General features: G+C 67.6%; 20 protein-coding genes. 16 read left to right on the forward strand and 4 right to left on the reverse strand.

Annotated elements, in window-relative coordinates; all coding sequences use genetic code 11:
* Positions 1-16: 16 nt before the first annotated feature.
* Positions 17-1,753: a benzoate-CoA ligase family protein gene (locus tag E6K79_04125; protein TMQ66055.1), complete on the reverse strand. Its 1,737-nt coding sequence runs from the start codon at positions 1,751-1,753 to the stop codon at positions 17-19.
* Between E6K79_04125 and E6K79_04130 the strand changes: the two genes are divergently transcribed.
* From E6K79_04130 to E6K79_04170, 9 genes are read left to right on the forward strand one after another with little or no spacing between them, the layout of a single operon-like run.
* A complete protein-coding gene (locus tag E6K79_04130) occupies positions 1,617-2,384 on the forward strand; it encodes a creatininase family protein (protein TMQ66056.1) in 768 nt (255 codons plus the stop codon). The genes E6K79_04125 and E6K79_04130 overlap by 137 nt on opposite strands.
* Positions 2,381-3,166: an SDR family oxidoreductase gene (locus E6K79_04135; GenBank protein ID TMQ66057.1), complete on the forward strand. Its 786-nt coding sequence runs from the start codon at positions 2,381-2,383 to the stop codon at positions 3,164-3,166. Before E6K79_04130 ends, E6K79_04135 begins: the two co-directional genes overlap by 4 nt.
* Positions 3,163-3,573 (forward strand): RidA family protein, encoded by a 411-nt coding sequence (locus E6K79_04140; protein TMQ66058.1) that lies wholly within the window; start codon positions 3,163-3,165, stop codon positions 3,571-3,573. The genes E6K79_04135 and E6K79_04140 overlap by 4 nt, the downstream gene beginning before the upstream one ends.
* Before the next feature lies 1 nt (position 3,574).
* Positions 3,575-4,375, forward strand: coding sequence for an enoyl-CoA hydratase family protein (locus tag E6K79_04145; protein TMQ66059.1), 801 nt, complete (start codon positions 3,575-3,577; stop codon positions 4,373-4,375).
* Positions 4,375-5,529 carry an acyl-CoA dehydrogenase gene (locus E6K79_04150; protein ID TMQ66060.1) on the forward strand — a complete coding sequence of 385 codons (1,155 nt, stop codon included), beginning with the start codon at positions 4,375-4,377 and terminating at the stop codon, positions 5,527-5,529. Before E6K79_04145 ends, E6K79_04150 begins: the two co-directional genes overlap by 1 nt.
* Entirely contained in the window at positions 5,526-7,817 is a 2,292-nt protein-coding gene (locus E6K79_04155; protein ID TMQ66061.1) for a bifunctional salicylyl-CoA 5-hydroxylase/oxidoreductase, read from the forward strand. The genes E6K79_04150 and E6K79_04155 overlap by 4 nt, the downstream gene beginning before the upstream one ends.
* A 5-nt stretch (positions 7,818-7,822) precedes the next feature.
* Positions 7,823-8,611, forward strand: coding sequence for a tryptophan 2,3-dioxygenase (locus E6K79_04160; protein TMQ66062.1), 789 nt, complete (start codon positions 7,823-7,825; stop codon positions 8,609-8,611).
* An 11-nt stretch (positions 8,612-8,622) separates the two neighbouring features.
* Positions 8,623-9,840: a kynureninase gene (locus E6K79_04165; GenBank protein TMQ66063.1), complete on the forward strand. Its 1,218-nt coding sequence runs from the start codon at positions 8,623-8,625 to the stop codon at positions 9,838-9,840.
* A complete protein-coding gene (locus E6K79_04170; GenBank protein ID TMQ66064.1) occupies positions 9,837-10,466 on the forward strand; it encodes a hypothetical protein in 630 nt (209 codons plus the stop codon). Before E6K79_04165 ends, E6K79_04170 begins: the two co-directional genes overlap by 4 nt.
* Positions 10,467-10,487: 21 nt before the next feature.
* Here the strand turns inward: E6K79_04170 and E6K79_04175 are convergent, their stop codons facing one another.
* Positions 10,488-11,783, reverse strand: coding sequence for a tetratricopeptide repeat protein (locus E6K79_04175; protein TMQ66065.1), 1,296 nt, complete (start codon positions 11,781-11,783; stop codon positions 10,488-10,490).
* On the reverse strand, positions 11,302-12,564 hold the full coding sequence (locus tag E6K79_04180; protein ID TMQ66093.1) for a glycosyltransferase family 39 protein: 1,263 nt from the start codon (positions 12,562-12,564) through the stop codon (positions 11,302-11,304). The genes E6K79_04175 and E6K79_04180 overlap by 482 nt, the downstream gene beginning before the upstream one ends.
* 154 nt (positions 12,565-12,718) lie before the next feature.
* Between E6K79_04180 and E6K79_04185 the strand changes: the two genes are divergently transcribed.
* The 5 genes from E6K79_04185 to E6K79_04205 all read left to right on the forward strand — a co-directional run bounded on the left by E6K79_04185 (position 12,719) and on the right by E6K79_04205 (position 19,209).
* Positions 12,719-13,651, forward strand: coding sequence for a J domain-containing protein (locus tag E6K79_04185; protein ID TMQ66094.1), 933 nt, complete (start codon positions 12,719-12,721; stop codon positions 13,649-13,651).
* A gap of 433 nt (positions 13,652-14,084) precedes the next feature.
* The gene (gene gspH / locus E6K79_04190; GenBank protein ID TMQ66066.1) at positions 14,085-14,525 is read left to right on the forward strand and encodes a type II secretion system protein GspH; all 441 of its coding nucleotides are present in this window, start codon (positions 14,085-14,087) and stop codon (positions 14,523-14,525) included.
* Positions 14,522-14,941: a prepilin-type N-terminal cleavage/methylation domain-containing protein gene (locus E6K79_04195; protein TMQ66067.1), complete on the forward strand. Its 420-nt coding sequence runs from the start codon at positions 14,522-14,524 to the stop codon at positions 14,939-14,941. The genes gspH and E6K79_04195 overlap by 4 nt, the downstream gene beginning before the upstream one ends.
* Positions 14,887-17,961, forward strand: coding sequence for a prepilin-type N-terminal cleavage/methylation domain-containing protein (locus E6K79_04200; GenBank protein ID TMQ66068.1), 3,075 nt, complete (start codon positions 14,887-14,889; stop codon positions 17,959-17,961). The genes E6K79_04195 and E6K79_04200 overlap by 55 nt, the downstream gene beginning before the upstream one ends.
* A gap of 9 nt (positions 17,962-17,970) precedes the next feature.
* Positions 17,971-19,209 carry a hypothetical protein gene (locus E6K79_04205; protein ID TMQ66069.1) on the forward strand — a complete coding sequence of 413 codons (1,239 nt, stop codon included), beginning with the start codon at positions 17,971-17,973 and terminating at the stop codon, positions 19,207-19,209.
* Positions 19,210-19,292: 83 nt separating this feature from the next.
* Here the strand turns inward: E6K79_04205 and E6K79_04210 are convergent, their stop codons facing one another.
* Complete coding sequence (locus tag E6K79_04210; protein TMQ66070.1) at positions 19,293-19,697, reverse strand: septal ring lytic transglycosylase RlpA family protein; 405 nt, start codon at positions 19,695-19,697, stop codon at positions 19,293-19,295.
* 167 nt (positions 19,698-19,864) lie between these two features.
* On the opposite strand from E6K79_04210, the gene E6K79_04215 reads away from it, so the two are divergent.
* A complete protein-coding gene (locus E6K79_04215) occupies positions 19,865-20,395 on the forward strand; it encodes a hypothetical protein (protein ID TMQ66071.1) in 531 nt (176 codons plus the stop codon).
* A 5-nt stretch (positions 20,396-20,400) separates the two neighbouring features.
* Positions 20,401-22,113 (forward strand): peptidase, encoded by a 1,713-nt coding sequence (locus E6K79_04220; protein TMQ66072.1) that lies wholly within the window; start codon positions 20,401-20,403, stop codon positions 22,111-22,113.
* The last annotated feature ends 57 nt before the right edge of the window (positions 22,114-22,170 follow it).

Raw genomic sequence — 22,170 nt, forward strand, 5'->3', positions numbered from 1 at the left:
GAGTATACGGTGGGGGTCATTCCCGCCTCAACCGGCCCCGGTCCACCTTGCCCAGGTGGGTCCGGGGGAGGGTCTCCACGAAGATCACTTCGCGGGGATGCTTGTAAGGCTCCAGCCGGTCGCGCACGAACGCCCGGAGCTCCTCGTCCAGGCCCGCACGGCGGGCACGAGGCACCACGTAGGCGCGGGGCTTCACGAGCCCGTTCGGGTCTGTCGCGCCGACGACCGCCGCCTCGGTCACCTCCGGGTGCTGGAGGAGGCATCCCTCGACTTCTTGAGGCGCGAGCCACTTTCCGGACACCTTGAGCATTTCGTCCCCGCGGCCGCAGTAGGTCACATAGCCGTCGGCGTCCTTCCGGATGAGATCGCCGGAGACGTACCACTCGCCCCGGAAGGCACGCGCCGTGGCCTCCATCTGCTGCCAGTAGCCTATGGCGCGCGAGTCGCCGCGCACCCAGAGCCACCCGGTCTCGCCTGCCTCGAGCTCCCGCCCCTCGTCGTCGCACACCTTCACCTCGAACCCCGGCACGACCGTGCCCAGGGTCCCGGGTCGTGCCGCGCCCGGCCGATTCGAGATGAAAATGTGCCACATCTCGGCCGTGCCGAGCCCGTCCAGGAGCTCGACGCCGAATGTCTTTCTCCAACGCTCATGAAGCTCGACCGGGAGCGCCTCTCCCGCCGAGGTGCAGATCCGGATCGAGGACAGGTCCTGCTTCGTGGCGTCCGGGTGCGAGGCCATCTTGTGGATCATGGTCGGCACGTTGATCAGAACGGTGGGGCGAAATTTCCGGATCCGCTCGAAGAGAACCTCCGCGCTCGGCGGCTCGGGGAAGAGGGCGGCCGCCCCGCCCGCCGAGAACGGGAAGAAGAGGTTCGAGCCGGTCGCATAGCCGAAGTAGAGCTTGGGCACCGAGAGCGTGATGTCGGTCTCCGTGTAGCCGATGACGCCCTTCGCGTAGCACTCGGTGGTGTTGGCGAACGAGCGGTGCGTCTGGACCACCGCTTTGGGGCGTCCCGTCGTGCCTCCCGAAAAGAGCCAGATCGCGGGGTCGTCGCGGTGGGACGGATGCGCCTCGAGGGAGGGCGGCGCGCCGGCCAGGCACCGGTCGAGCTCCTCCTCGCCCACGGCAAGGATCGCCTTCACCGAGGCCCCATCGCGGGCGGCGGCTCGAAACGCGGCCGCGGTCTCGCGGTGGGTCACGACGACGCGCGCTCTCGAATACGCCAGGATGTACTCGATCTCGGGTCCGGGGAGCGCCGGATTCACCATCACGACCACCGCGCCGGCCTTGAGCGTCCCGAAGAGCGCCCCGACGTACTCCACGCCGTCCGGCAGGGCGATCACCACCCGGTGCTCCGGCTCGACCCCGGCCGCGTGGAGCGCGCGGCCGAAGCGGTTGGCCAGCGACTGGACGGCGGAATAGGAATGCGTCCCGGCATCCGTGTGGAGGGCGGCGCGCGCGCCACGGCCCTCCCGGACGCGGGCGTCGAGGAAATAGTCGGCGATGTTCAAGCGTTCCGGCGGCTCGTAGGTCATGATAAGTTGAAGGGGCGCCGCCCCATGATGTACGCCCGCCGGGCGGGTAGCAACACCGGACTGACGGGAGATCTGGACGATGGCGATCCGCGAGCTGGCCGAGATGACGTGGGAAGAGGCACGGGACCTCGACCGTAGCCGGACGGTGGCCATCCTCCCGGTGGGGGCGATCGAAGCGCACGGACCCCATCTTCCGCTCGGGACGGACGTCATCATCGCCCAGGCCATGGCCGGGTCCGGGGCGGCGCGCATCGCGGCCCAGGGCAAGTCGGTCGTGATCCTGCCGCCGCTTCCGTTCACCGCCGCTCCGTTCGGCGCCGGCTTTGCGGGGACCCTCTCGGTGACGCCCTCGACGGTGACCGCGCTGTTGCTGGATCTGGCGAGGGAGCTGACCCGCCAAGGCTTCGCCGCGCTGGCCATCGCCAACGCCCATCTCGATCCGGCGCACCGGGACGCGCTCGCGGCCGCGGACCTCACCGCCCGCAAGGAGGGTCTCCTCCCGGTGGTCTGCCCCGACATCACCCAGAAGCCATGGGTATCAAGGCTGACCGAGGAGTTCAAGGGCGGGGCGTGCCACGCCGGGCGGTACGAGGGCTCGATCGTCCTCGCCGCCCGCCCCGAGCTGGTGCGGGACGACGTGCGGAGAGCCCTGCCGGCGAATCCGGCCTCTCTCTCCCACGCGATCCGGGACGGAAAGCGCACGTTCGAGGAAGCGGGAGGCCCGCGCGCCTATTTCGGCTGGCCGGCCGATGCGACGGTCGAGGAAGGGCGGTCGAGCGTCGAGACGCTCGGAGCGGTCCTGGCCGAGGCGGTCCTGGGCGCCCTCGCCCCTGGGAGGGCCGCGTGACGTCGGGCCCGCTCGACGGGCGCGGCGCGGTGGTGACCGGCGGCGGACGCGGGATCGGCGCCGCCGTCGCGCGTGCCTTGGCGGAAGCGGGAGCCCAAGTGGTCGTCGCCGCGAGAACGGCCGGTGACGTCGAGAAGGTCGCCGCAGCGCTGCGCGAGCGCGGAGGACGCGCGCACGCCGTCGCCTACGACGTGACCGATGAGGAGAGCGTCAAGCGCCTGGGGGAGGCGGCCCGGTACCACCTCGGCGCGGTCGACATTCTCGTGAACAACGCGGGAGCCTCGGCCTCCGCGCCCCTCCACAAGACCACGCTCGAGGAATGGAACCGGATGCTCCTCGCGAACGCCACGGCCACGTTTCTTGTCACCCGCGAGTTCACGCCCGCCATGGTGGAGCGGCGGTGGGGCCGCGTGGTCAACGTCGCGTCGGTCGCCGGGCTCGAGGGCGCCAAGTACATCGCGCACTACAGCGCGGCGAAGCACGCCGTCGTGGGATTCACGCGCTCGATCGCGGTCGAGCTCGCGTCGTCCGGGGTCACCGCGAACGCTATCTGCCCCGGCTACGTGGACACCCAGATGACCGACCGCACGCTCGCGATCGTCGAATCCCGCGCCGGCCTCTCGCACGATATGGCGCTCGCCGCGGTCCTCGCGACGACGGGCCAGGATCGCCTCATCACCCCGGAAGAGGTGGCGGCATCGGTCCTCGCGCTCTGCATGGAGGACACGGGCGGCGTGACCGGCCAGGCGATCCTGCTCCGTGGGGGCGTCCGCACCCCGTGACATTCGAGATCTTCAATCCTCGAGAACTGGGCGAGCCGAGGGGCTGGAACAACGGGCTCCTCGCCCCGAACGGGGGGCGTCTCCTCTTCGTCGCGGGCCAGTCCGGATGGGAGACCGGCGCGCCGGGAGAGGCGCCGGGCTTCGTGGAGCAGTTCGCGCGGGCGCTCGACAAGGTGCTCCTGGTCGTGCGGGACGCGGGAGGCCAGGCGGTCGACGTCGCGCGGGTCACGATCTACGTGACCGATCTCTCGGCCTACCGCGCGAGCACGAAGCCGCTCGGCGAGGCGTGGCGCGCGCGGATGGGAAACCACTATCCCGCCGTCGCGATGCTCGAGGTCAAAGGGCTCGTCGATCGCGGAGCGGTCGTCGAGATCGAGGCCACCGCGGTCCTCACGGGAAGCCGGTAGGGTGCCGCTCTCGCCTCGATCGTTCCTCTACAAGCTGGATGCCCCGACCGGTGTCGCGACGATCACCCTCAATCGCCCCGAGCGCCTCAACGCGCTCACGTTCGAGGTCTATGCCGAGCTCCGGGACACCTTCGCGGCGCTCGACACCGAGCCCGGCGTGCGCGCGATCGTGCTCACCGGCGCGGGCCGCGCGTTCTGCTCGGGCGGGGACGTGGAGGATATTATCGGGGCGCTCTTCGCGCGGGACCGGGCGGGTCTCCGCGAATTCACGACGATGACCTGCGATCTCATCCGAAATATCCGCCGCGTGGGCCGCCCGGTGGTCGCGGCGCTCAACGGCACGGTGGCCGGCGCCGGGGCGGTGATCGCGGCCGCCTGCGACATGCGCGTCGCGGCGGAGTCGGCGAAGATCGCCTTCCTCTTCGTGCGCGTAGGGCTTTCGGGCGCCGACATGGGCGCCTCCTGGCTCCTCCCGCGCCTCGTGGGGCTGGGCCGCGCGACGGAGCTCTTGATGACCGGCGACTTCATCGACGCGAAGCGCGCCTATGAGATCGGGCTCTACCAGCGCGTCGTCGCCCAGGAGCAGGTGTTCCCCGAAGCGGTCGCGCTCGCCGAGAAGCTCGCGCGCGGCCCCTCGCCGGCCCTCGCCGTCACGAAGCGGGCCCTCGACCTCGAGGCCACACTCAGTCTGGAGGAAGCGCTTCGCTTCGAGGCCGACGCGCAGGCCGAGCTGATGGAGCACGCCAACTTCCGCGAAGCGTACGAAGCCTTCCGCGCGAAACGGGAGCCGAAGTTCCGCTGATGAAGATCCCCGACCCGCGGCCGATCCGCGCCTTCCTCGAGGACCGGCACGCTGCCTTCGCCAGGGAAATCGGCACGTTCGCGTCGAAGGAGCTCGCGCCCCTGCTCCCGCCGGTCGACGACGCCGCGGCGAGGCGGGACGCGCGCGCCATCCTGGCCCGGCTCGGCGCCGGCGGATGGCTCGAGCCGATCCGGCGTCAGGACTGGCGGAGCTGCTCCCTCGTCCGCGAGGCGCTGGCCGCCGCCTCCCCGCTCGCGGACGCGGTCTTCGCGCTCCAGGGTCTCGGGACCGTGCCGATTCTCCTCGCGGACAACGCCACGATGCGGGAGCGGTGGGTCGCGGACGCCGTGGCCGGCGGCGCGATGGCCGCCTTCGCCATGACGGAGCGGGAGGCGGGGTCGGACATCGCGGCGATCGCGACGGTGGCGCGGCGGGACGGCCAGAGCTACATCCTGAACGGCGCGAAGGCCTTCATCTCGAACGCCGGGATCGCGGATTTCTACGTCACGTTCGCGTCCACCGACCCGGCGGCGGGCGGGAAGGGGATCTCCTGCTTCGTCGTGCCCGCCGATTCTCCCGGACTCCGGTTCGTGGGACCCCAGGTCATGTCGGCCCCGCATCCGCTCGGGGAGATCGCGTTCGAGGATTGCCGTGTACCCGCCTCGAACCGGCTCGGCGAGGAGGGGCGTGGGTTCGCGCTCGGCCTGAAGACGCTCGATCGCCTGCGGGCGACGGTGGGCGCCGCGGCCTGCGGCATGGCGGCACGGGCGCTGCACGAGGCGCTGGATCACGCGCGGGGCCGCCGGCAATTCGGAAAGCCGCTCGCCGAATTCCAGCTCGTCCAGGAGAAATTGGCCCGGATGGCGACGGATCTCTCGGCCGCGCGCCTCCTCGTCTACCGCGCCGCCTGGGCCGCGGACGGGGGAGCCGAGCGCGTCACGCTGGAAGCCGCGATGGCGAAGGCGTTCGCCACCGAAGCGGCGCAGCGCATCGTCGACGACGCGGTCCAGATCCTGGGCGGCGCCGGCGTCCTGGCGTCGCACCCCGTCGATCGGCTCTATCGCGCCGTCCGCGCGCTTCGGATCTACGAAGGGACGACCGAGATCCAGCACCTCGTCATCGCGGGCCAGATCACGCAGGACGGGGAGTCGTGAGGGTCGTGAGCGTCGGGGGCGGACCCGCCGGCCTCTTCTTCGCGATCCTCCTCAAGAAGCTCGACCCGCGCCACGAGGTCGAGGTCTACGAGCGGAACCGCCTCGACGACACCTTCGGCTTCGGCGTCGTCTTCTCGGACGCCACCGAGGAGGCCCTGGCGCACGGGGATCGGGAGACCGTCTCCGCCATGGCGGCGGCGAGCCACCGCTGGGACGACATCGAGATCCACTACCGCGGCACCACGCTCACGTCCACCGGGCACGGCTTCTCCGGCCTGTCGCGGAAGGCGCTCCTCAAGATCCTGGCAGACCGGTGCCGGGCCCTGGGCGTGCGTCTCTGCTTCGAGCGCGAGATCGTAGACCCGGAAGAGGTGCGCGGCGCAGACCTCGTCCTCGCCGCCGACGGGGCCAACTCCGTCGTGCGGGAGCGCTACCGCGATCAATTCCGGCCGGCCGTGGACGTGCGGCCGAACCGGTTCGCGTGGTTCGGCACGACGAAGCCGTTTCCGGCCTTCACCTTCTATTTCAAGCACGACCCCCACGGCCTCTGGCGGGTCCACGCCTACCAGTACGACCGCACGCACTCGACCTTCATCGTCGAGGCCCGCGAGGAGACGTGGCGCGCCGCCGGGATGGAGCGCGCGACCGAGCAGGAGACCATCGCCCTTTGCGAGCGGCTCTTCGCCGATGAGCTCCAGGGGCATCGGCTGCTCTCCAATCGCTCGATCTGGCGGAGCTTTCCCACGATTCGAAACGAGCGGTGGCGTCACGAGAACGTCGTGCTTCTCGGAGACGCCGCCCACACGGCCCACTTCTCGGTCGGCTCCGGAACCAAGCTGGCGATGGAGGATTCCATCGCGCTGGTAGAAGCGATTGGAGCGCACCGGGATCTCCCGGCGGCCCTCGACGCCTATGAGACGGCGAGGCGTCCGGCCGTGGAGAGCCTCCAGCGCGCGGCGCAGGCCAGCCTCCAGTGGTTCGAGGACACCGAGCGCTACATGGAGCTGGATCCGCTCCAGTTCTCGTTCGCTTTGTTGACCCGAAGCCTCCGGGTAACGCATCAAAATTTGAAGGCGCGCGACCCCAAGTTCGTCGCCCGCGTGGACGGCTGGTTCGCGGGGCAGGCAGCCCGGCAGTCGGGCGCTCCACTGCCCGCACCCGCTCTCGCTGGGCACGCGATCGCCGCCTCCGCCGCGCCCGCCCCGCCACCACCGCTCTTCACCCCGTTCCGGCTGCGCGACCTCGTGCTCCCGAACCGCGTCGTGGTCTCTCCCATGTGCCAGTACTCGGCGGAGGACGGCACCCCGAATGATTGGCACCTCGTGCATCTGGGTTCCCGCGCGATGGGGGGCGCGGGGCTGGTCTTCGCGGAGATGACCAACGTGAGCTCCGAGGGACGGATCTCGCCCGGCTGCACCGGGCTCTACAAGCCGGAGCACGCGGCGGCGTGGGGGCGCATCGTGAAGTTCGTTCACGGGACGACCCCGGCCAAGATCGCGATCCAGCTCGGACACGCCGGGCGGAAGGCGTCGACCCGGCGCTCCTGGGAGGGGGACAACGAGCCGCTCCCCGGGGGAAACTGGCCCATCGTCGCGCCCTCCGCGATCGCCTACTATCCGCACAGCCAGGTACCCAAGGAGATGACGCGCGGCGACATGGACGCCGCGATCGCCGACTACGCCCGCGCGACCCGGCTCGCGATGGAGGCCGGCTTCGACATGCTCGAGATCCACATGGCGCACGGCTACCTCCTCGCAAGCTTCATCTCGCCGCTCACGAACCGGCGAAACGACGCGTACGGAGGCCCGCTCGAGAACCGCATGCGCTTTCCGCTCGAGATCTTCGACGCGGTCCGGGCCGCATGGCCCAAGGAACGGCCGATGTCGGCGCGCATCTCCGCCGTCGACTGGTACCCTGGCGGCCACGGGCCGGAGGACGCGGTGGGGGTCGCTCGGATGCTGAAGGCGCACGGCTGCGACATCATCGACGTCTCGGCGGGACAGACGGTGCCGGACCAGCGGCCGGTATACGGGCGGCTCTTCCAGACTCCGTTCGCCGACCGGATTCGCCACGAGGTGGGGATCGCGACCATGGCTGTCGGCAATATCTCGTCGTACGCGGACGTGAACACGATTCTCGCGGCGGGGCGCGCCGATCTCTGTCTCCTGGCGCGCGCCCACCTGTGGGACCCGTATTGGACGCGCCACGCGGCCCACGAGCTGGGATATCCCCTGCGCTGGCCCGACCCGTACGAGTCGCTCAACACCTACAAGCCGCGATTCACCTGAGGAGCATGCCGATGCCGGTCACCTACTCCAGCTACCTGAAGCTCGACGAGCTCCTCTCGCTCCAACAGCCGATCTCGGACGGACCCGAGCACGACGAGACGCTCTTCATCGTCATCCATCAGGTCTACGAGCTCTGGTTCAAGGAGCTGTTGCACGAGATCGACTATCTCAAGGTGCTTCTGGAGAAGCGCGACACGCCCCGCGCCCTTCATACCCTGAAGCGCGTGCTCACGATCCTGAAGGTGGTGGTCGCCCAGATCGACGTGCTCGAGACCATGACCCCGCTCGAGTTCCTCTCGTTCCGGGAGCGGCTCGAGTCGGGGAGCGGGTTCCAATCGTTCCAATTTCGGGAGCTCGAGTTCGTGCTCGGCATGAAGAACGCCGCCGCGCTCGAGCGTTATCCGAAGGAAAGCCCGGCCCGGCGCCGCCTGGAGGGCCGTCTCGCAGAGCCCACCCTGTGGGACGCGTTCCTCCGCTTCCTCGGAGCGTCGGGATACAAGGTCCCGCCCGCCCTCCTGAAGCGCGACGTGCGCGAGCCCATTCCCTCCGACCCCGAGCTCCGGCCCGTCCTCATCGACGTCTACCGGCGCGATTCGACCGTGGCCTCGCTCTGCGAGCGGCTCGTGGACCTCGACGAGGGATTCCAGGAATGGCGCTACCGCCACGTGAAGATGGTCCAGCGCACGATCGGAACGAAGCACGGAACGGGTGGGTCCCAGGGGGCGGAGTATCTGATGACCACGCTCAACAAGCCGTTCTTTCCCGACCTCTGGGCGATCCGGACGGATCTCTAGGAGCGCGGCGCATGCCCACACTCGCGGACCTCGTAAAGAGCCCCAACCCTCTCGCCGCGCACTACTCGCGATTCCGGGTCACGGAGCGCATCCTCCTCACGGGGCATTCGCATCAGGCGTGGCCCGACGTCGCGTTCGAGGGACAGATCGATGCTTGGGTCGAGGCCGCCGAGCAGGTCGACGACAAGTGGTCGCGGGCCGGGGAGAAGGCGAGCCGGGTGCGGCGCGGCTACGCGCGGCTCCTCGGGGCCGCCGAGGGCGAGATCGCTCTCGGGCAGAACACACACGAGCTTTTAACCCGCTTCCTGTCGGCCCTGCCGCTTCGGGAGCGGCCGCGCCTCGTGACCACCGACGGGGAGTTCCACGCGCTCCGCCGGCAACTCGATCGCCTGGCGGAAGAGGGCGTCATCGAGGTCGTGAAGGTCGCCTCCGCCCCCGCCGACTCCATCGCGGAGCGGCTGCGCGCGGCCGTGAACTTGAAGACGGCCGCGGTTCTCGCGTCATCCGTGCTGTTCGGGAACGCGCACATCGTGCCCGGCCTCAGCAGCGTGCTCGAAGCCTGCCGCAAGGCGGGCGCCGAGCTGATGGTCGACGCCTACCACCACCTGAACATCGTTCCGTTCTCGTTGAAGGGGGAGGGCCTTCAAGACGCGTTCGTAGTCGGGGGCGGCTACAAGTATTGCCAGCTCGGAGAAGGGAACGCCTACCTGCGCGTTCCGCCGCACGGGGAGAATCTCCGTCCGGTTCTCACGGGCTGGTTCAGCGAGTTCGCGCGGCTCTCGGAGCGCCCGGGCGGCCGGACCCCCTACGGCGCCGGGCCGGCGCGGTGGGCGGGCGCGACGTACGATCCCACGAGCCACTATCGCGCCGCCCGCGTCTTCGATTTCTTCGAGGAGCAGGGGCTGACGCCGGAGCTTCTGCGTGGAGTGAGCCGCCACCAGGTCGGACTCTTGGCCGAGCGCTTCGACTCGCTCGGCCTCGATCCAGGCGTCGTCGACCGGGATCGCTCGGTTCCGCTCGAGAAGATCGGGGGATTTCTCTCGCTCCGGAGTCCGTATGCCCGTGAGCTTTACAAGGGATTGCACGATCGGGGCGTCCTGACCGACTACCGAGGCGACTTGCTCCGGGTGGGGCCCGCGCCCTATATTGCCGACGAGCAGCTCCGGGCGGCTATCGATGCGCTTGGGGAGGCGGCTCGAATGGAATCAACCAAAGGAGGATCAAGGTGAAATGGACTTCCCGCATCCTCATCCTCGCCATCCTGTTCGCGGCAATGTCCGGCTGCCAGAAGGGGCAGAAGGCCGCGGCCTCGAAGGAGGGGCGATCGAGCACGAGCGCGAAGGTCAAGAACGCCAGCGCTAAGCCCGCGGGGAAGACCGCGACATCCAAGAAGGAGAGCGCGAAATTGGCGTCCTCGAGCACGAAGTCCTCGAGCGCCAAGACCTCGAGCACGAAGTCCTCAAGCACGAAGTCGTCGAGCGCGAAGGCCGAGACCTCGCATGAGAAAGCCTCAAACCTCCACTTCACGCATCCGGGCGTCCTCACCATGTCCGACAACGGCAGGTCGTTCGACGTCAGGCAAGGCGAGGTGATCGTCGTGAAGCTGGATTCCAATCACTCGTCCGGATTCAGCTGGTCGCTGGGTGAGGATATCGGCGCCGTGGTGAAGCAGGATGGAAAGTCCGTCTACGCTCGCAACACGAGCAAGTCCGGGAAGATCCTGAGCGGCGGCAACGAGACTTGGCGCTTCCGCACGGTCGGGACGGGACGGGAAACCGTGAAGCTCGAGTACCGGCGCTCGTGGGAGCGGAACTTCCCCGATCGCACGTTTCGCTTCAGCCTGACGGTGCGATAGAGCCAGGTCTCGGCTGAGACCTCAGTGCGCGGGAGCGCCGCGGAGGGACGCGATCCCGGCGAGGATCGCCTGCCGCTCCGGGTGGTCCGGCGCGCGGCGTAGGGCCTCCTCCCAGTAGCCGATCGCCTCCTGGTTGTGGCCCAGCTTCTGCGCCGCCACGCCCAGCTGGACGAATACGTCGGGCATCGTGAATTGGCTACCCGAGAGGATGGGAAGCTCGCCCGCGGCGATCCGCTTGAAGAGCTGCATCGCCTCCGCGGGGTTTCCGCCCTGCACCAGGGCTCTCCCCAGGAAGAACGCTGACTTGGCCTCGTGCGGCGACTCGCTCTCGGCAAGTCGGAACCACTCCGCGGCCTTCGCATAGCGCCCCTTGTTGAGCTCGATGGTGCCGATGGCAAAGTGGGCATCCGTCGCGGGCTGGCCGGTCTGGCGGTATTTCTCGATCGCGCGCTGGAACGTCGCCTGCGAAGCCTCCTCGTTTCCCATTCGACTCTCCGCCGCGCCGATCCAGAGCGTCGCCATCGGCGCGATCCACGACCGGCCGTCCGAGATCGGCTGGAGGCGCCGTATCGCCTCCGTGAGCCGCCCCGCCTCGATGTCCTTCTGCGCCAAGGCCAGCTCCTTCTCCTCGGTGGAGCCGCTGCCGGACCGGCTCAGCATCGCGGAAATGCGTCCCGCCTCGGCCTCCTTGCCCTCAGCCTCATAGGCCCGCGTGAGGCTTACGATCGGGCCGGTGACCGCTGTGGGGAGGGTCGTCACCAGACCCAGCTCGCCCGACGTCACCGGTCCCGATCCGCCCAGATGGAGCGCCTTCCGTACGACGTCGCTCCACAATTCAACGCGGCTCGTCCAGAGGGAGGTCCGCATGACGGTCAGGTACGAATAGAGCCCGATCGCGAGCGCCGCCGCCACGGCGATCGCGTTCCGTAGCGGCCGAGAGGCGGCTCTCGCGCCTGCCCCGCGCAGCCTCCCGTAGAGGGGCGCCGCGACCGCGACGAGGGCCAACGAGGATCCAATCGTGGGGAACAGGAGATAGCGGTCGGCCATCCAGATCCGCAGCGTGAAAAACAGATTCATCACGGTTCCAAGAGGCAGCAGGAAGAGCGCGATCCCGAAAGCGGCGGCGGGTATCCGCCGGCGCAGGTAGAAGAAGCCCGCGGCAAGCAGAAGCGCCGCGATGATCCCCGCGAGGGCGATCGGGCCGATGGGCTGCCCCGCGATCGTGTAGAACGCCGAGAGCTGGATCGGAAGGAGCGAGCGGCCGACGTAGAGCGCCAGGATCTTCGCCAGCAGGGCGACTCGTCGTTCCCCGGTCATCGCCGTCTGGATGAGCGCGCTGTCCCGGTAAGATCGTCGCGATGGTCAGCGCGAGGAACGGCAGCTTGTCCAGGATCCGGCGGCGGGTGAGGCCGTCGGTAAAGCAGAGGTCGTAGGCCAGGAACGTCGCCGGGAGGACGACCGCGTAGCCCTTCGAGAGCATCGCGGCAGCCGTGAGGACGAAGGTGACCGCGTACGGCCCCAGACGAAATTCCGAAGCGGCGGCGTAGCGGGTGTACGAGTAGAGCGCCCACGCGTAGAAGACCAGGCAGACAACGTCCTTCCGCGAGGCCAGCCAGGCGACCGACTCCACGTGGATCGTGTGGGTCGCGAAGAGCGCCGCCGCCACGAAGGCGCCGGCGCGCCATTCCAAGATCCGCGAGAAGAGGAAATAGAGGCCCAGGACTCCGCCCAGGTAAAAGGCGAGCTGGGTGAGATGAAAGCCGGGCACCCACGTGCCCCATATCGCGCGATCGATCGCGAAGGTCAGGGTCGTGAGCGGGTGGAAGTTCGCGAAGAACGGCTCGGTCAGGATGCGCCAGATATTTCCCCACGAGAGATGCTCCACGCGGGCGTCCCGGAAGAAATAGACGTAGTCGTCCGAATCATGGATGGGCACCGCGAACGATCGCGCGTAGACCAGAGCGGTCAGGACGGCAAGGGCGACCGGGCCGAACCAGGGAAATCGGAAAGGACCGTGGCGCGGGCCGCCGGGTTTCCCCTTCGGGGCCGGCTTGGCGGTCCACTCGGCGGCGGCGCGCTTTCGGGGCGGGTGGGACATCCCCTCAGATTCTTCAGTCCGGGAGCGGTGGAGTCAAGGCGTTTTGGTCGGAACGGACTGGCGTTGACAGGCTTGGGCGGTGGGCGGCTCCTTTCGTATACTTTGGTGTAGCGATTGCCATCCCACCCCTCGTTGAGGATCCGAGACCGTGCCAGTGAAGTTCCGGGACTACTACGAGGTGCTCGGCGTGCCGCGCACGGCGAAGCCCGAGGAGATCAAGCGCGCCTATCGGAAGCTTGCGCGGAAGCACCATCCCGACCTTCAGCCTCCGGCTCAGCGCGCCAAGGCCTCGGAACGCTTCAAGGAGATCAACGAGGCCTACGAGGTACTGAGCGATCCGGAGAAGCGCGCCAAATATGACGCCCTCGGAGAGAACTGGAAGAGCGGGATGGATTTCGCGCAGGAGCCGAGCCCCGGGCGGAGCGCAGCTGGATCCGGCGGGCCGGCCGAGTGGGAGGATTTCGGCCAGTTCAGCGACTTCTTCAATTCCATTTTCGGCGGTTCCGCGGGACGCGCGGGAGGCGCGGGACGCGGCGGCGTTCGGTTTACGACGCCGGGGCGCGATGTCGAGGCGGAGCTGCCGCTGACGCTGGATGAGATGCTCCGCGGCGGCAAGCGCCGCATCACGCTGAACGGCGACCGCAGCCTCGACGTGGACATCCCCCTCGGAGTGCGCGACGGAACCGTGCTCCGCCTGGCGGGCCAGGGCGAGCCGGGCGCAGGGGGCGGCCCGGCGGGGGATCTCTTCCTTCGCGTGCGCCCGGTGCCGGACGCGCGCTACCGGGTCGCCGGCGACGATATCGAGATGGATCTTCCGCTCTGGCCGTGGCAGGCGCTGCTCGGCACGGAGGTCAGGATCGAGACGCCAGAAGGGCCGGTGAATCTCAAAGTGCCCCCTGGAACCCAGAGCGGCCGGCGCCTGCGCCTGCGCGGGCGAGGACTGCCGCGAAAGGGCAGCGCCCGCGGCGACTTTTACGCGGTCCCGACGATCGTGATCCCGGAGAATCCGAGCGCCGCGGAGCGGGAGGCGTACGAGGCCCTGAAGCGCGAGGCATCTGCGCCCGCCGATCGGCCGGCCCGCGGGTGACCTCGGGCGCGGCGCCGCGCGGATTGCAGGATGCACGCCCCGCCCGGTAGCGCGCGCGTAACACCATCCGCGCAGAATGATCGGACTGGGTTGAAATTCGGTAGCCCCTGGCTCGATCGAGCCAAAATCGCCGCCTCACACTAGATCTTCGCCGCCTCCCCGCTCCAACCGGCAAAACACTTCCCAATACCATGCGGCCGAACGGGTAGCACTGCCGATACCTTAGCCAGTCACCGTGATTCGGGGTGTGCGGCGAGTGCGTCCGGCGCTCGTAAGTCCCTTTGCAAAATCGTCACTAACGGGATGGCACATGCCTTGCTGCTTCTCATAGGGACGCAATAGGGAACAGAAGTTAGGTCGATTTGAGCCACCTGCCGGTGCAAACGCACGGTCGTGCGCGGCGCCCCGGCTAGTCAGTTTCCACGGAGGCACGGTGTCGGAACGCAACAGTCGAGGCTTCTCGCTCGTCGAGCTGGTGGTCGTGGTCACGATCATGGGGATCATGTTCGCGATCGGCGTTCCTTCCTATCTCACCTACCGGCGGTCCCAGGAACTGAGGGGCGCGGCGTCGAACATCGCGAGCCAGATCCGGCTCGCGCGGGCGACCGCGATCATGACCGGCCGGACGCAACGCTTTCATCTCTACAAGAGCTTCAACGGCTACGACTACCACGTGCACGACGACACCGGCCCGATCAAGTCGGGCTGGACCCTCCCCAATGGCATTACCTACGCCTGGGGGTCCGCTCTCGTGAGCGTGGACCTGGACAAAGACGGCCGCGCGTCGGCCCCACTCGATATCGAGCTCGTCCGCGAGGACGGGCAGCGCGACACCCTCTTCGTCCAGAAGTCGGGCATGGTGTTCATGCGATGAGACAGGAACGGCGGACTCTCTCGATGAAGAGGAACCCCGAACAGGGCGTGACGCTCTTGGAGACCCTCGTGGCGATGACCGTGCTGGCCATCGGCATCGTCGCGGTCGCGAAGGTGTTCCCGTCGATTACCGGGAGCCAGATCGAGGCGAAGATGCTTACGACCGGTACCTACTATTCGCGCGAGAAGGTAGAGGAGCTGATGGCGCTCCCCTGGACCGACGCGGCGTTGAGCGACGGCCGCCACCCCGGGGGCACGGCGACGGAGAACATGGGTTCGAGCAATCAGTGGCATCGCTACTACAACGTCACCACGTTGGTGGGGGCGTTGAGCGATTTGAAACGTGTCACCGTGACCGTCACGTGGCAAATGCAGGGAAGCGACACCACGACGACAACTACCTATTTCAGGAGATGAATATGACCGCGCCGACGCCGTCCCTGCGCCCTCGGGGAGTTCCAGCACCGAAAGACCGAGGCTTCACGCTGACCGAAACCCTCGTGACGATCATCATCCTCGCCATCGTCACGGGTGCGCTCATCACGATCATCATGGGGGCAATGCGCAGCAAGACGACCACGACGAACGAAATCGAATCCGCCCAGGTTGCGACGGCGGCGATGGATTGGATCGCGGACGACCTGCGGAGCGCCGGCTACGAGGCCGACCTGGCCTACCCATCCGCGCCTCAGCCCGGGATCGCGTACATCGACAGCACGCAGGTGCTCATCTGCTCGAACAAGGACCCGTATCCGGACACGACCCAAGTGAAGCGCGGGGAGCCGCAAGCCTACCAGCCCTCCGGTAACCCTCGCCCCGGGCCGCTCAACGGAACAAGCTGGGAGCCCCCCGTCAAATATAGGACCGGCGCCGAGGTCACGCGGTACACGCTCGACGTCAATGACGACGGCGTGATCAACGCGGCCGACCTCGCCATGACGATCTCATCCGACGCCAGGCGCACCAAGAATCCGAACGACTACGTTCTGGTACGGCAGGTGTACGGCGATTCGACCGGCGGTGTCCTGGGCAACAACGGTGGGTCTCCTGAGAAGCTCGCGATGGTCCGCGCTCCGGGCGCCGGCGTGCCCGCCATTTTCACCGTCTACTTCAAGGGCAGCGCCACGCCGTGGGATTGGGCCGGCGGCCCGGTTCCGTCGACGCGGCTCGGAGAGATCGACCGCGTTCTCGTGCAGGTCACGACGGAGAGCCCCGAGCCGAATCAGCAGCAGCGCTACGCGCGGACGACGCTTCGTACCCAAGTTCAAGTGGGCCGTAACAAGCCGTCGTTCCTCGTGAACACCTACGCCGTGGACGGTTATGTCTATTGGGACAAGAACAAGGATCACGTGAAGAACGGGACCGACGTGGGAATCGACAACGTGGCGGTCCGCCTGGGTCAGGTCTACAGCACGGTCACGAACGCGGCCGGCTACTTCTTGCTGCGCGCACCCGCCGGTACGTACTCGCTGAAACACACCCCCGCCTCGGCCTTCGGGAACTTCAATGTTCCCGACAGCTTCGTGGTCACGATCGGGCCGGCTGTCACGCGCTCATTCGCGGACACCGCTCTGGCCGGCGGCTATGTGGTCAGCAAGGTGTTCAAGGACCTGAACAGCAACCAAGTCAAGGATGGTGCCGAGGTCGGTCTTTCCGGGCTCGAGGTCACCGTGAGCGGAGGCAGCCCGGTGGCGGTCACGGACGCGAACGGCGTGGCCCGCCAGTTCGTCAAGAGCGGCGCGTTCACGGCGACGCTGACTGTCCCGGACAGCTTGACCTGCACCACGACGAACCCGTACTCGGGGACGATGCTTCCGGGCGACTCCGTCATCGTGAACTTCGCCCTGACGGATACGCCGCCCGGGTACGTCAACGGCAAGGTGTACCGCGACGACAATCGGAACGGAACCGCCGACGCCGGCGAGCCCGGGATCCAGAACGTGTACGTGAACGTGGTGTCGGGAGGCGGCTCGGTCACGCAGGGGTACGCCTATACCGACGCGAGCGGCAACTACTCCATCACCGTGCCCTCCAACAACCCGCCGGGCACCAACCCCTACTACGTCACGGTCATCCCGCCGCCTGGGTTCTTCTCGTCGAGCGCGACCTCATTGGGGCCATTGCTCGTCAATGCCGGGCAGACGCTGAGCGGGAAGAATTTCGGTATGGCCGCCTACCAGATCATCTCGCTCGATGCGAGCCGCGTGCTGAGCCTCGCGAGCGTCGATCTTCAAGAGCACGACTGGACCGGGACGAACACCGCCACGGCGCACGGCGACGCCGACCTTGTGCTCGGAGCTGACGCCGGTGGGACGGACAACATATCCGTATGGTTCAACCAGTACAACTCGACGCCGCTCTACAGCGCCTCTCCCATTACTCCGACCGGATACACGCGGAACGCCCCGCAATCCGTGATCGCGATGGCGATTGACACGCTGGACACGAACGCGCCCAGCTCGCGGCCGGACCTCGTCACCGGAACCAAGGCCGGAGCCACCGGGAACTTCTTCGTGTGGTTCAATCAGAATACAAGCGGGAACGAAGGCTTCTTCCCGCCGACGTTCAGCACGGGCCAAAACTACTGGACCCAGGACGTCGGCGATGTGACCTCCGTGCTTACGATGGATTGCGCAGGAGGAGCCCATCCCGACATCATCGTCGGCACCCGGTCCACGATCTCGGGCCGCGGCTCGATCGAGGTCTGGCAAAACAGCGAGGCCGCGACCCCCACGTTCACCCGCCAGGAAATCTATCCCACGGCCGGGTCGATCCCCTTGAACACCCTGGGGGAGGTTGCCGCAATGCAGCTCGCGGACGTGGACAACGACGGCCGCAGGGACCTCGTCGTAGCGACCAAGACCGGGAACTGGACCGGCGAGCTCTTGGTCTTCCGGAATATAGGCAATACGAACGGCAACCGGTTCACGTGCGTCTTCGACGAGCCGCTCGGGAATAACGAGGCCGCGACGTCGGTGGCTTGTGTCGATGTGAACCGCGACGGGAAGATCGACATCGTGGTCGGCACGCAGACCGGCACCAATTCGGGCGACCTCATCTACTTCCGAAACGATACCGTCGGTTCGAGCGTCGACTTCTTCACCAGGAAGACGATCGCCGCGCCGGGCATCGTCACCGCCCTCACCGCGGGCGATTTCGGCGGCACATCGTATAACGACCTCGCGATGGGCTGGCGTCAGGACGAAAACGGCTACGGGGGCGGCGTGCTCATCTACCCCTTGGACGTCGGTACCCTGACCAACAACGGCTCCGATCCTTCCGCCGGCGCGATCAAGAATTTCGTCGCGGCGCTTGCGAAGAACAACTTCAACTACGGCGTGAATCCGGTAACGCCTTCGCCCCCCTACCTGACCGATTTCGCGGCAGGCGTCAAGACGGGCGCGACGACCGGTGCTCTCATAGTCTTCATTCGCTAGGAGGACGGCATGTTCGGCTCCATGCGGCAAACTTCAGACGAACGCGGTGCCGCCCTGGTCATCGCGTTGATGGTGCTCCTCGTGCTGGTCACCGTTTCGGCGGCGCTGGTGACGACATCGATCGTGAACACGCGCCTCTCGGGGGCCGACCAGCAGCGGGCGAAGGCGCTCGACATTGCCGAGGCGGGAGTCGCCGAGGCGGTGGCGCGGATCAAATCCGGCGAGGTTCCCACCAACAACAATCCGAAGATGGTCACGAAGATCTTCCTGGTCAACGGCGGAAGCGTGCCGGTCCTCGGCACCGACTCGACCGGGCTGGCCACCGCCCAACCCGGCGGCAACTGGCTCAATTACAGCACCCAGACACGCACCGCCAACACGCTCACCGTCCAGTACAAGACGGATGGCGCGCGATCGTCGATCTACAAGTACGACGTGAACAAGAGCTTCCCGATCAATACGTTGACCGGGATGCCGATCTACGAGGTCACCTCGACCGGCATCGCGGGACAGGCCAAGCGCACCCTCCAAGTCGACATCGTGTCGCAGCCGTTCAACCTGAACATCAAGGGCGCGCTTGCCAGCAACGTCGGGGTGAAGTTCACGGGAAACGCCTGGGCCTGCGGGTATAACCACCGCGTCGAAACCCCCGCCAACACGGGGGACAACGGCCGCGCGGGTGTCGGCGGCTGCAACGAGAACCCCGCGCTGCAGCACTGGGAGGTCGGATCGAACGATCTGACCGGAATCTGGTCGGGAGGCAACGTCAACAGCGGTGGAGGCGCCAACCGTGACGGTAACCCGCCGGAGCAGAGCGCTCAGCCGGGTTTCTACACCGGACCGTGGGATGCCCTGGGCTTGTCGCAGGCCCAGTTCTTCACGCTGACCGGACCGGCGCAGAGCAGCGTCCCGGGCAACCTGAACGCCAACACCTACCTCGACAATGACGGCGTCACCCAGAACGCTTCGGGCAACTTCACCGTGAACGGGACGGGATCCGGTCTCCTCTACGTCGACGGCGACTTGACGATGAACAATACATTCACGTGGCGCGGCCTCATCTACGTGGAAGGCGACGTGAAGCTGAACGGTAGCGCGTGGGTCCTCGGCTCCCTGATCGTCAAGGGGCAGACCGAAACCAAGTTCAACGGTGGCGCCACCATTCTGTATAGCTACGACGCCATTTCGCAGTACGTCTCCAAGTACGGCGGCAGCATTTCGAACCTGTCGTGGCGGGAGTTGCCGTAGCCTGATGACGAGCCGGCATCGCGGCTGAGAGTCGGACGCCCGCGCAGAGCATCGTGCGGGCGTCTTTCATTCTTGGCGGCCGGTCAGTCCGCCTGCGCTACGACCTCGACGCGCACGCGGGCCAGGCCCTGTCGGACGAAGCGAAGCTCTTGGGCCGCGGCGTAAGAGACGTCGATCAGGCGATTCTTGGCCCATGGGCCACGATCGTTGATGCGGAGGACCACGCTCCGCCCGTTCGCCAGGTTGGTCACCCGGACCCGGGTCCCGAGCGGGAGGAACCGGTGAGCGGCGGTCAGGGCGTTTTCATCGTAGGTTTCCCCGTACGCCGTCGCGCGCCCATGAAATCGGTGCGCGTAAAAGGATGCGTATCCGACCTTCGCGTCGGTATCCGCGCGGTGCGCGCGCTGGGCGGAGGCCCCGCAGCCGGTCAGCGTGACTGGAAGCAGACAGACAAGAATCGCGATTGTTCGAATGCTGGGACGGGCCATGAAGGGATTATCGGCCACAGCCCGCCATTGCATCGGCCCGAAATCGCGCCTTCGTAGCCACCGCCTCGGGTGCCGCTTGCCATGTCGGAGGCGCAGTCGGATAATCCCGACCTGAGCCCCACCCATTGAGTTCCTTTGAGTTCCTTGTCCCCAGAGGAGGCTCCGCGATGATCGCTCTCTCGACCCTTTCCCGCGCCGGGGCTGCCGCCGCCCCACTCCTGATCGCGGGGATCCTCCTGGCGGTCCCGAGCAACACCCACGAGCGCTCCGACGCCAAGGCGGCGCCTGCCGCGCGGCTTGCCGTGGCGCCGGCCGCAGCGATCGGTAGAGCCGCGCCCGCGAGAGGGCACGCGCCCCATGCCCACGCGCCCCTGGAACGCCCTGCCACAGCCGGGATGGTGGTCGGTATCGATCCGGAAACGGGAGAGCTGGGGATGCCCACTCCCGAGCAATTGAAAGCGCTCTCCGACTCGCCGCAGTATGAAGTCGACCATTCAACCGCGGGACTGTTGGATGTTCATCACGCGGACGGCTCGGTCAGCGTCGATCTCCAGGGCCGGTTCCAGGAGTACGCGACGGTTCGCGTCGGCCCCGACGGAAAGCTGATATTCCGGTGCGTCGACGGCGAGGAGAATGCCAAGCGCGCCGTCAAGAGCTCGGCCCCCGCGCCTGCCGCTCCGGCGCTGGAAGAGAGGTGAGCGCGATGGCCCGCCGAATCTTCCCGAACGCGATCGCGCCACCCTCAGTCTTGGCCGTCCTGACCTTGCTTGGCGCCCTCCTGCCGAATGGTCCCCTTGCTCCGCCCGCCGCCTCCGCCGCGACCATCACGATCGTGAATGCCGACGGCGCCGGCGAGGGTTTCAACGACACTACGCCCGCGACGCCCGTCGGGGGAAATCCCGGCACCACCGTCGGCGCGCAGCGTCTCTATGTGTTCCAGACGGCGGCGGGGATCTGGGCGAGCATTCTTCGGAGCAACGTCGAGATCCGGGTGAGCGCACAGTTCGGCCCGCTGACGCCCTGCGACGCGTCGAGCGGCGTGCTGGGAAGCGCCGGCCCCACCACCGTACATCGCGATTTCCCGGGGGCGCTCATCGCCGGGGCCTGGTATCACCAGGCCTTGGCGAACAAGCTGACCGGCTCCGATCTCGACCCACAGGCCGACATCAATGCCAATTTCAACTCGAGCGTCGGGACGTCGACCTGCCTCACCCCAGGCTGGTACTACGGCATCGACGGGAACGAAGGGACGCAAATCGAGCTGCTACCCGTCGTGCTCCATGAGATCGGCCACGGGCTGGGATTCAGCACCACGACCAATGGGCAGACGGGCCTCTACCTGAACAGCTTCCCGCACGTCTGGGACTTCTTCCTCTTCAACCCGGCCACCGGGCTTCACTGGAACCAGATGAACCAGGCGCAGCGGGCCGCGTCCGCCACGAGCTGCGGAAACCTGGTCTGGGATGGCGCCGCCACGACGGCCGGAGCCGCGCGGCTCCTGGGGCCGAAACCAACCCTGCACGTGAACAGTCCCGCCGCGGCCGTGGGCGACTACGATGTCGGCACGGCCTCGTTCGGGCCGCCCTTGAGCTCGAACGGGGTGACCGGGGACGTCGTGCTGGCGAACGACGGCACGGGCGTTCTGACGAACGCCTGTGAGCCGCTCATCAACGTCGTGGCCGGCAAGATCGTGCTCCTCGATCGCGGCGGCTGCACGTTCGTGGTCAAGGTCAAGAATGCCCAGAATGCCGGAGCGATCGGCGTCATCGTCGCGGACAGCGTCGCCGGCTGCCCGCCGGCCGGGCTGGGTGGGAGCGATCCGACGATCACGATCCCCTCGGTGCGGATCAGCCAGTCCGACGGGGTGTTGCTCAAGGCGAACCTGACCGGCATGAACGCCACGCTGATCCAGGATCCGACGAAGAAAGCGGGCACGCATGTGTCGGGGCGAGTCAAGATGTACGCGCCGCTCCCGTACGCCGCGGGCTCATCGGTATCCCACTGGGATGTCTCCGCCGAGCCGAACCTGCTCATGGAGCCGGCGATCAACACCTCGCTCTCGTCCGACCCGGACCTCACGGTGCAGCTCTTCGCCGACATCGGATGGCTGGGAACATCAGGGGTTCAAGTCGTCGACGGCTCGGGCGGCCCGCTCCAATTCTCGTTGGGGCAGAGCATGCCGAATCCCGGCGCCGATCTCACGAGCGTGCGCTTCGTGGTTCCTTCCCGCGGCAGGGTCGTGATGCGCCTCTTCGACGTGAGCGGCCGTCTCGTAAGGACCGCCGTGGATGAGACGCTGGGCCCGGGCGCTTACTCCGCGCCAATCCCCACCGCCGGTTTGGCCGGCGGCGTCTACTTCTACCGCCTCGAGGCCGGCGGGATGAGCCTCTCGCGAAGGCTCGCGGTGTTGCCGTAGAGAGGGCCCGGCGGCATTGCCCGCGCGCCGGGCCCCTCCCGGGAATGGCGCAGAAGG

Source organism: Candidatus Eisenbacteria bacterium (genome assembly GCA_005893305.1).
In the GTDB taxonomy this organism is placed as follows: domain Bacteria; phylum Eisenbacteria; class RBG-16-71-46; order SZUA-252; family SZUA-252; genus WS-9.

Bases quoted from the DNA above. Each gene is read 5' to 3' on its own strand.
- E6K79_04130 (TMQ66056.1), top strand. From the start codon at position 1,617: ATGGCGATCCGCGAGCTGGCCGAGATGACGTGGGAAGAGGCACGGGAC.
- E6K79_04125 (TMQ66055.1), bottom strand. From the start codon at position 1,753: ATGATGACGTCCGTCCCGAGCGGAAGATGGGGTCCGTGCGCTTCGATC.
- E6K79_04150 (TMQ66060.1), top strand. From the start codon at position 4,375: ATGAAGATCCCCGACCCGCGGCCGATCCGCGCCTTCCTCGAGGACCGG.
- E6K79_04160 (TMQ66062.1), top strand. From the start codon at position 7,823: ATGCCGATGCCGGTCACCTACTCCAGCTACCTGAAGCTCGACGAGCTC.
- E6K79_04165 (TMQ66063.1), top strand. From the start codon at position 8,623: ATGCCCACACTCGCGGACCTCGTAAAGAGCCCCAACCCTCTCGCCGCG.
- E6K79_04175 (TMQ66065.1), bottom strand. From the start codon at position 11,783: ATGACCGGGGAACGACGAGTCGCCCTGCTGGCGAAGATCCTGGCGCTC.
- E6K79_04180 (TMQ66093.1), bottom strand. From the start codon at position 12,564: ATGTCCCACCCGCCCCGAAAGCGCGCCGCCGCCGAGTGGACCGCCAAG.
- E6K79_04195 (TMQ66067.1), top strand. From the start codon at position 14,522: ATGAGACAGGAACGGCGGACTCTCTCGATGAAGAGGAACCCCGAACAG.
- E6K79_04205 (TMQ66069.1), top strand. From the start codon at position 17,971: ATGTTCGGCTCCATGCGGCAAACTTCAGACGAACGCGGTGCCGCCCTG.
- E6K79_04210 (TMQ66070.1), bottom strand. From the start codon at position 19,697: ATGGCCCGTCCCAGCATTCGAACAATCGCGATTCTTGTCTGTCTGCTT.
- E6K79_04215 (TMQ66071.1), top strand. From the start codon at position 19,865: ATGATCGCTCTCTCGACCCTTTCCCGCGCCGGGGCTGCCGCCGCCCCA.
- E6K79_04220 (TMQ66072.1), top strand. From the start codon at position 20,401: ATGGCCCGCCGAATCTTCCCGAACGCGATCGCGCCACCCTCAGTCTTG.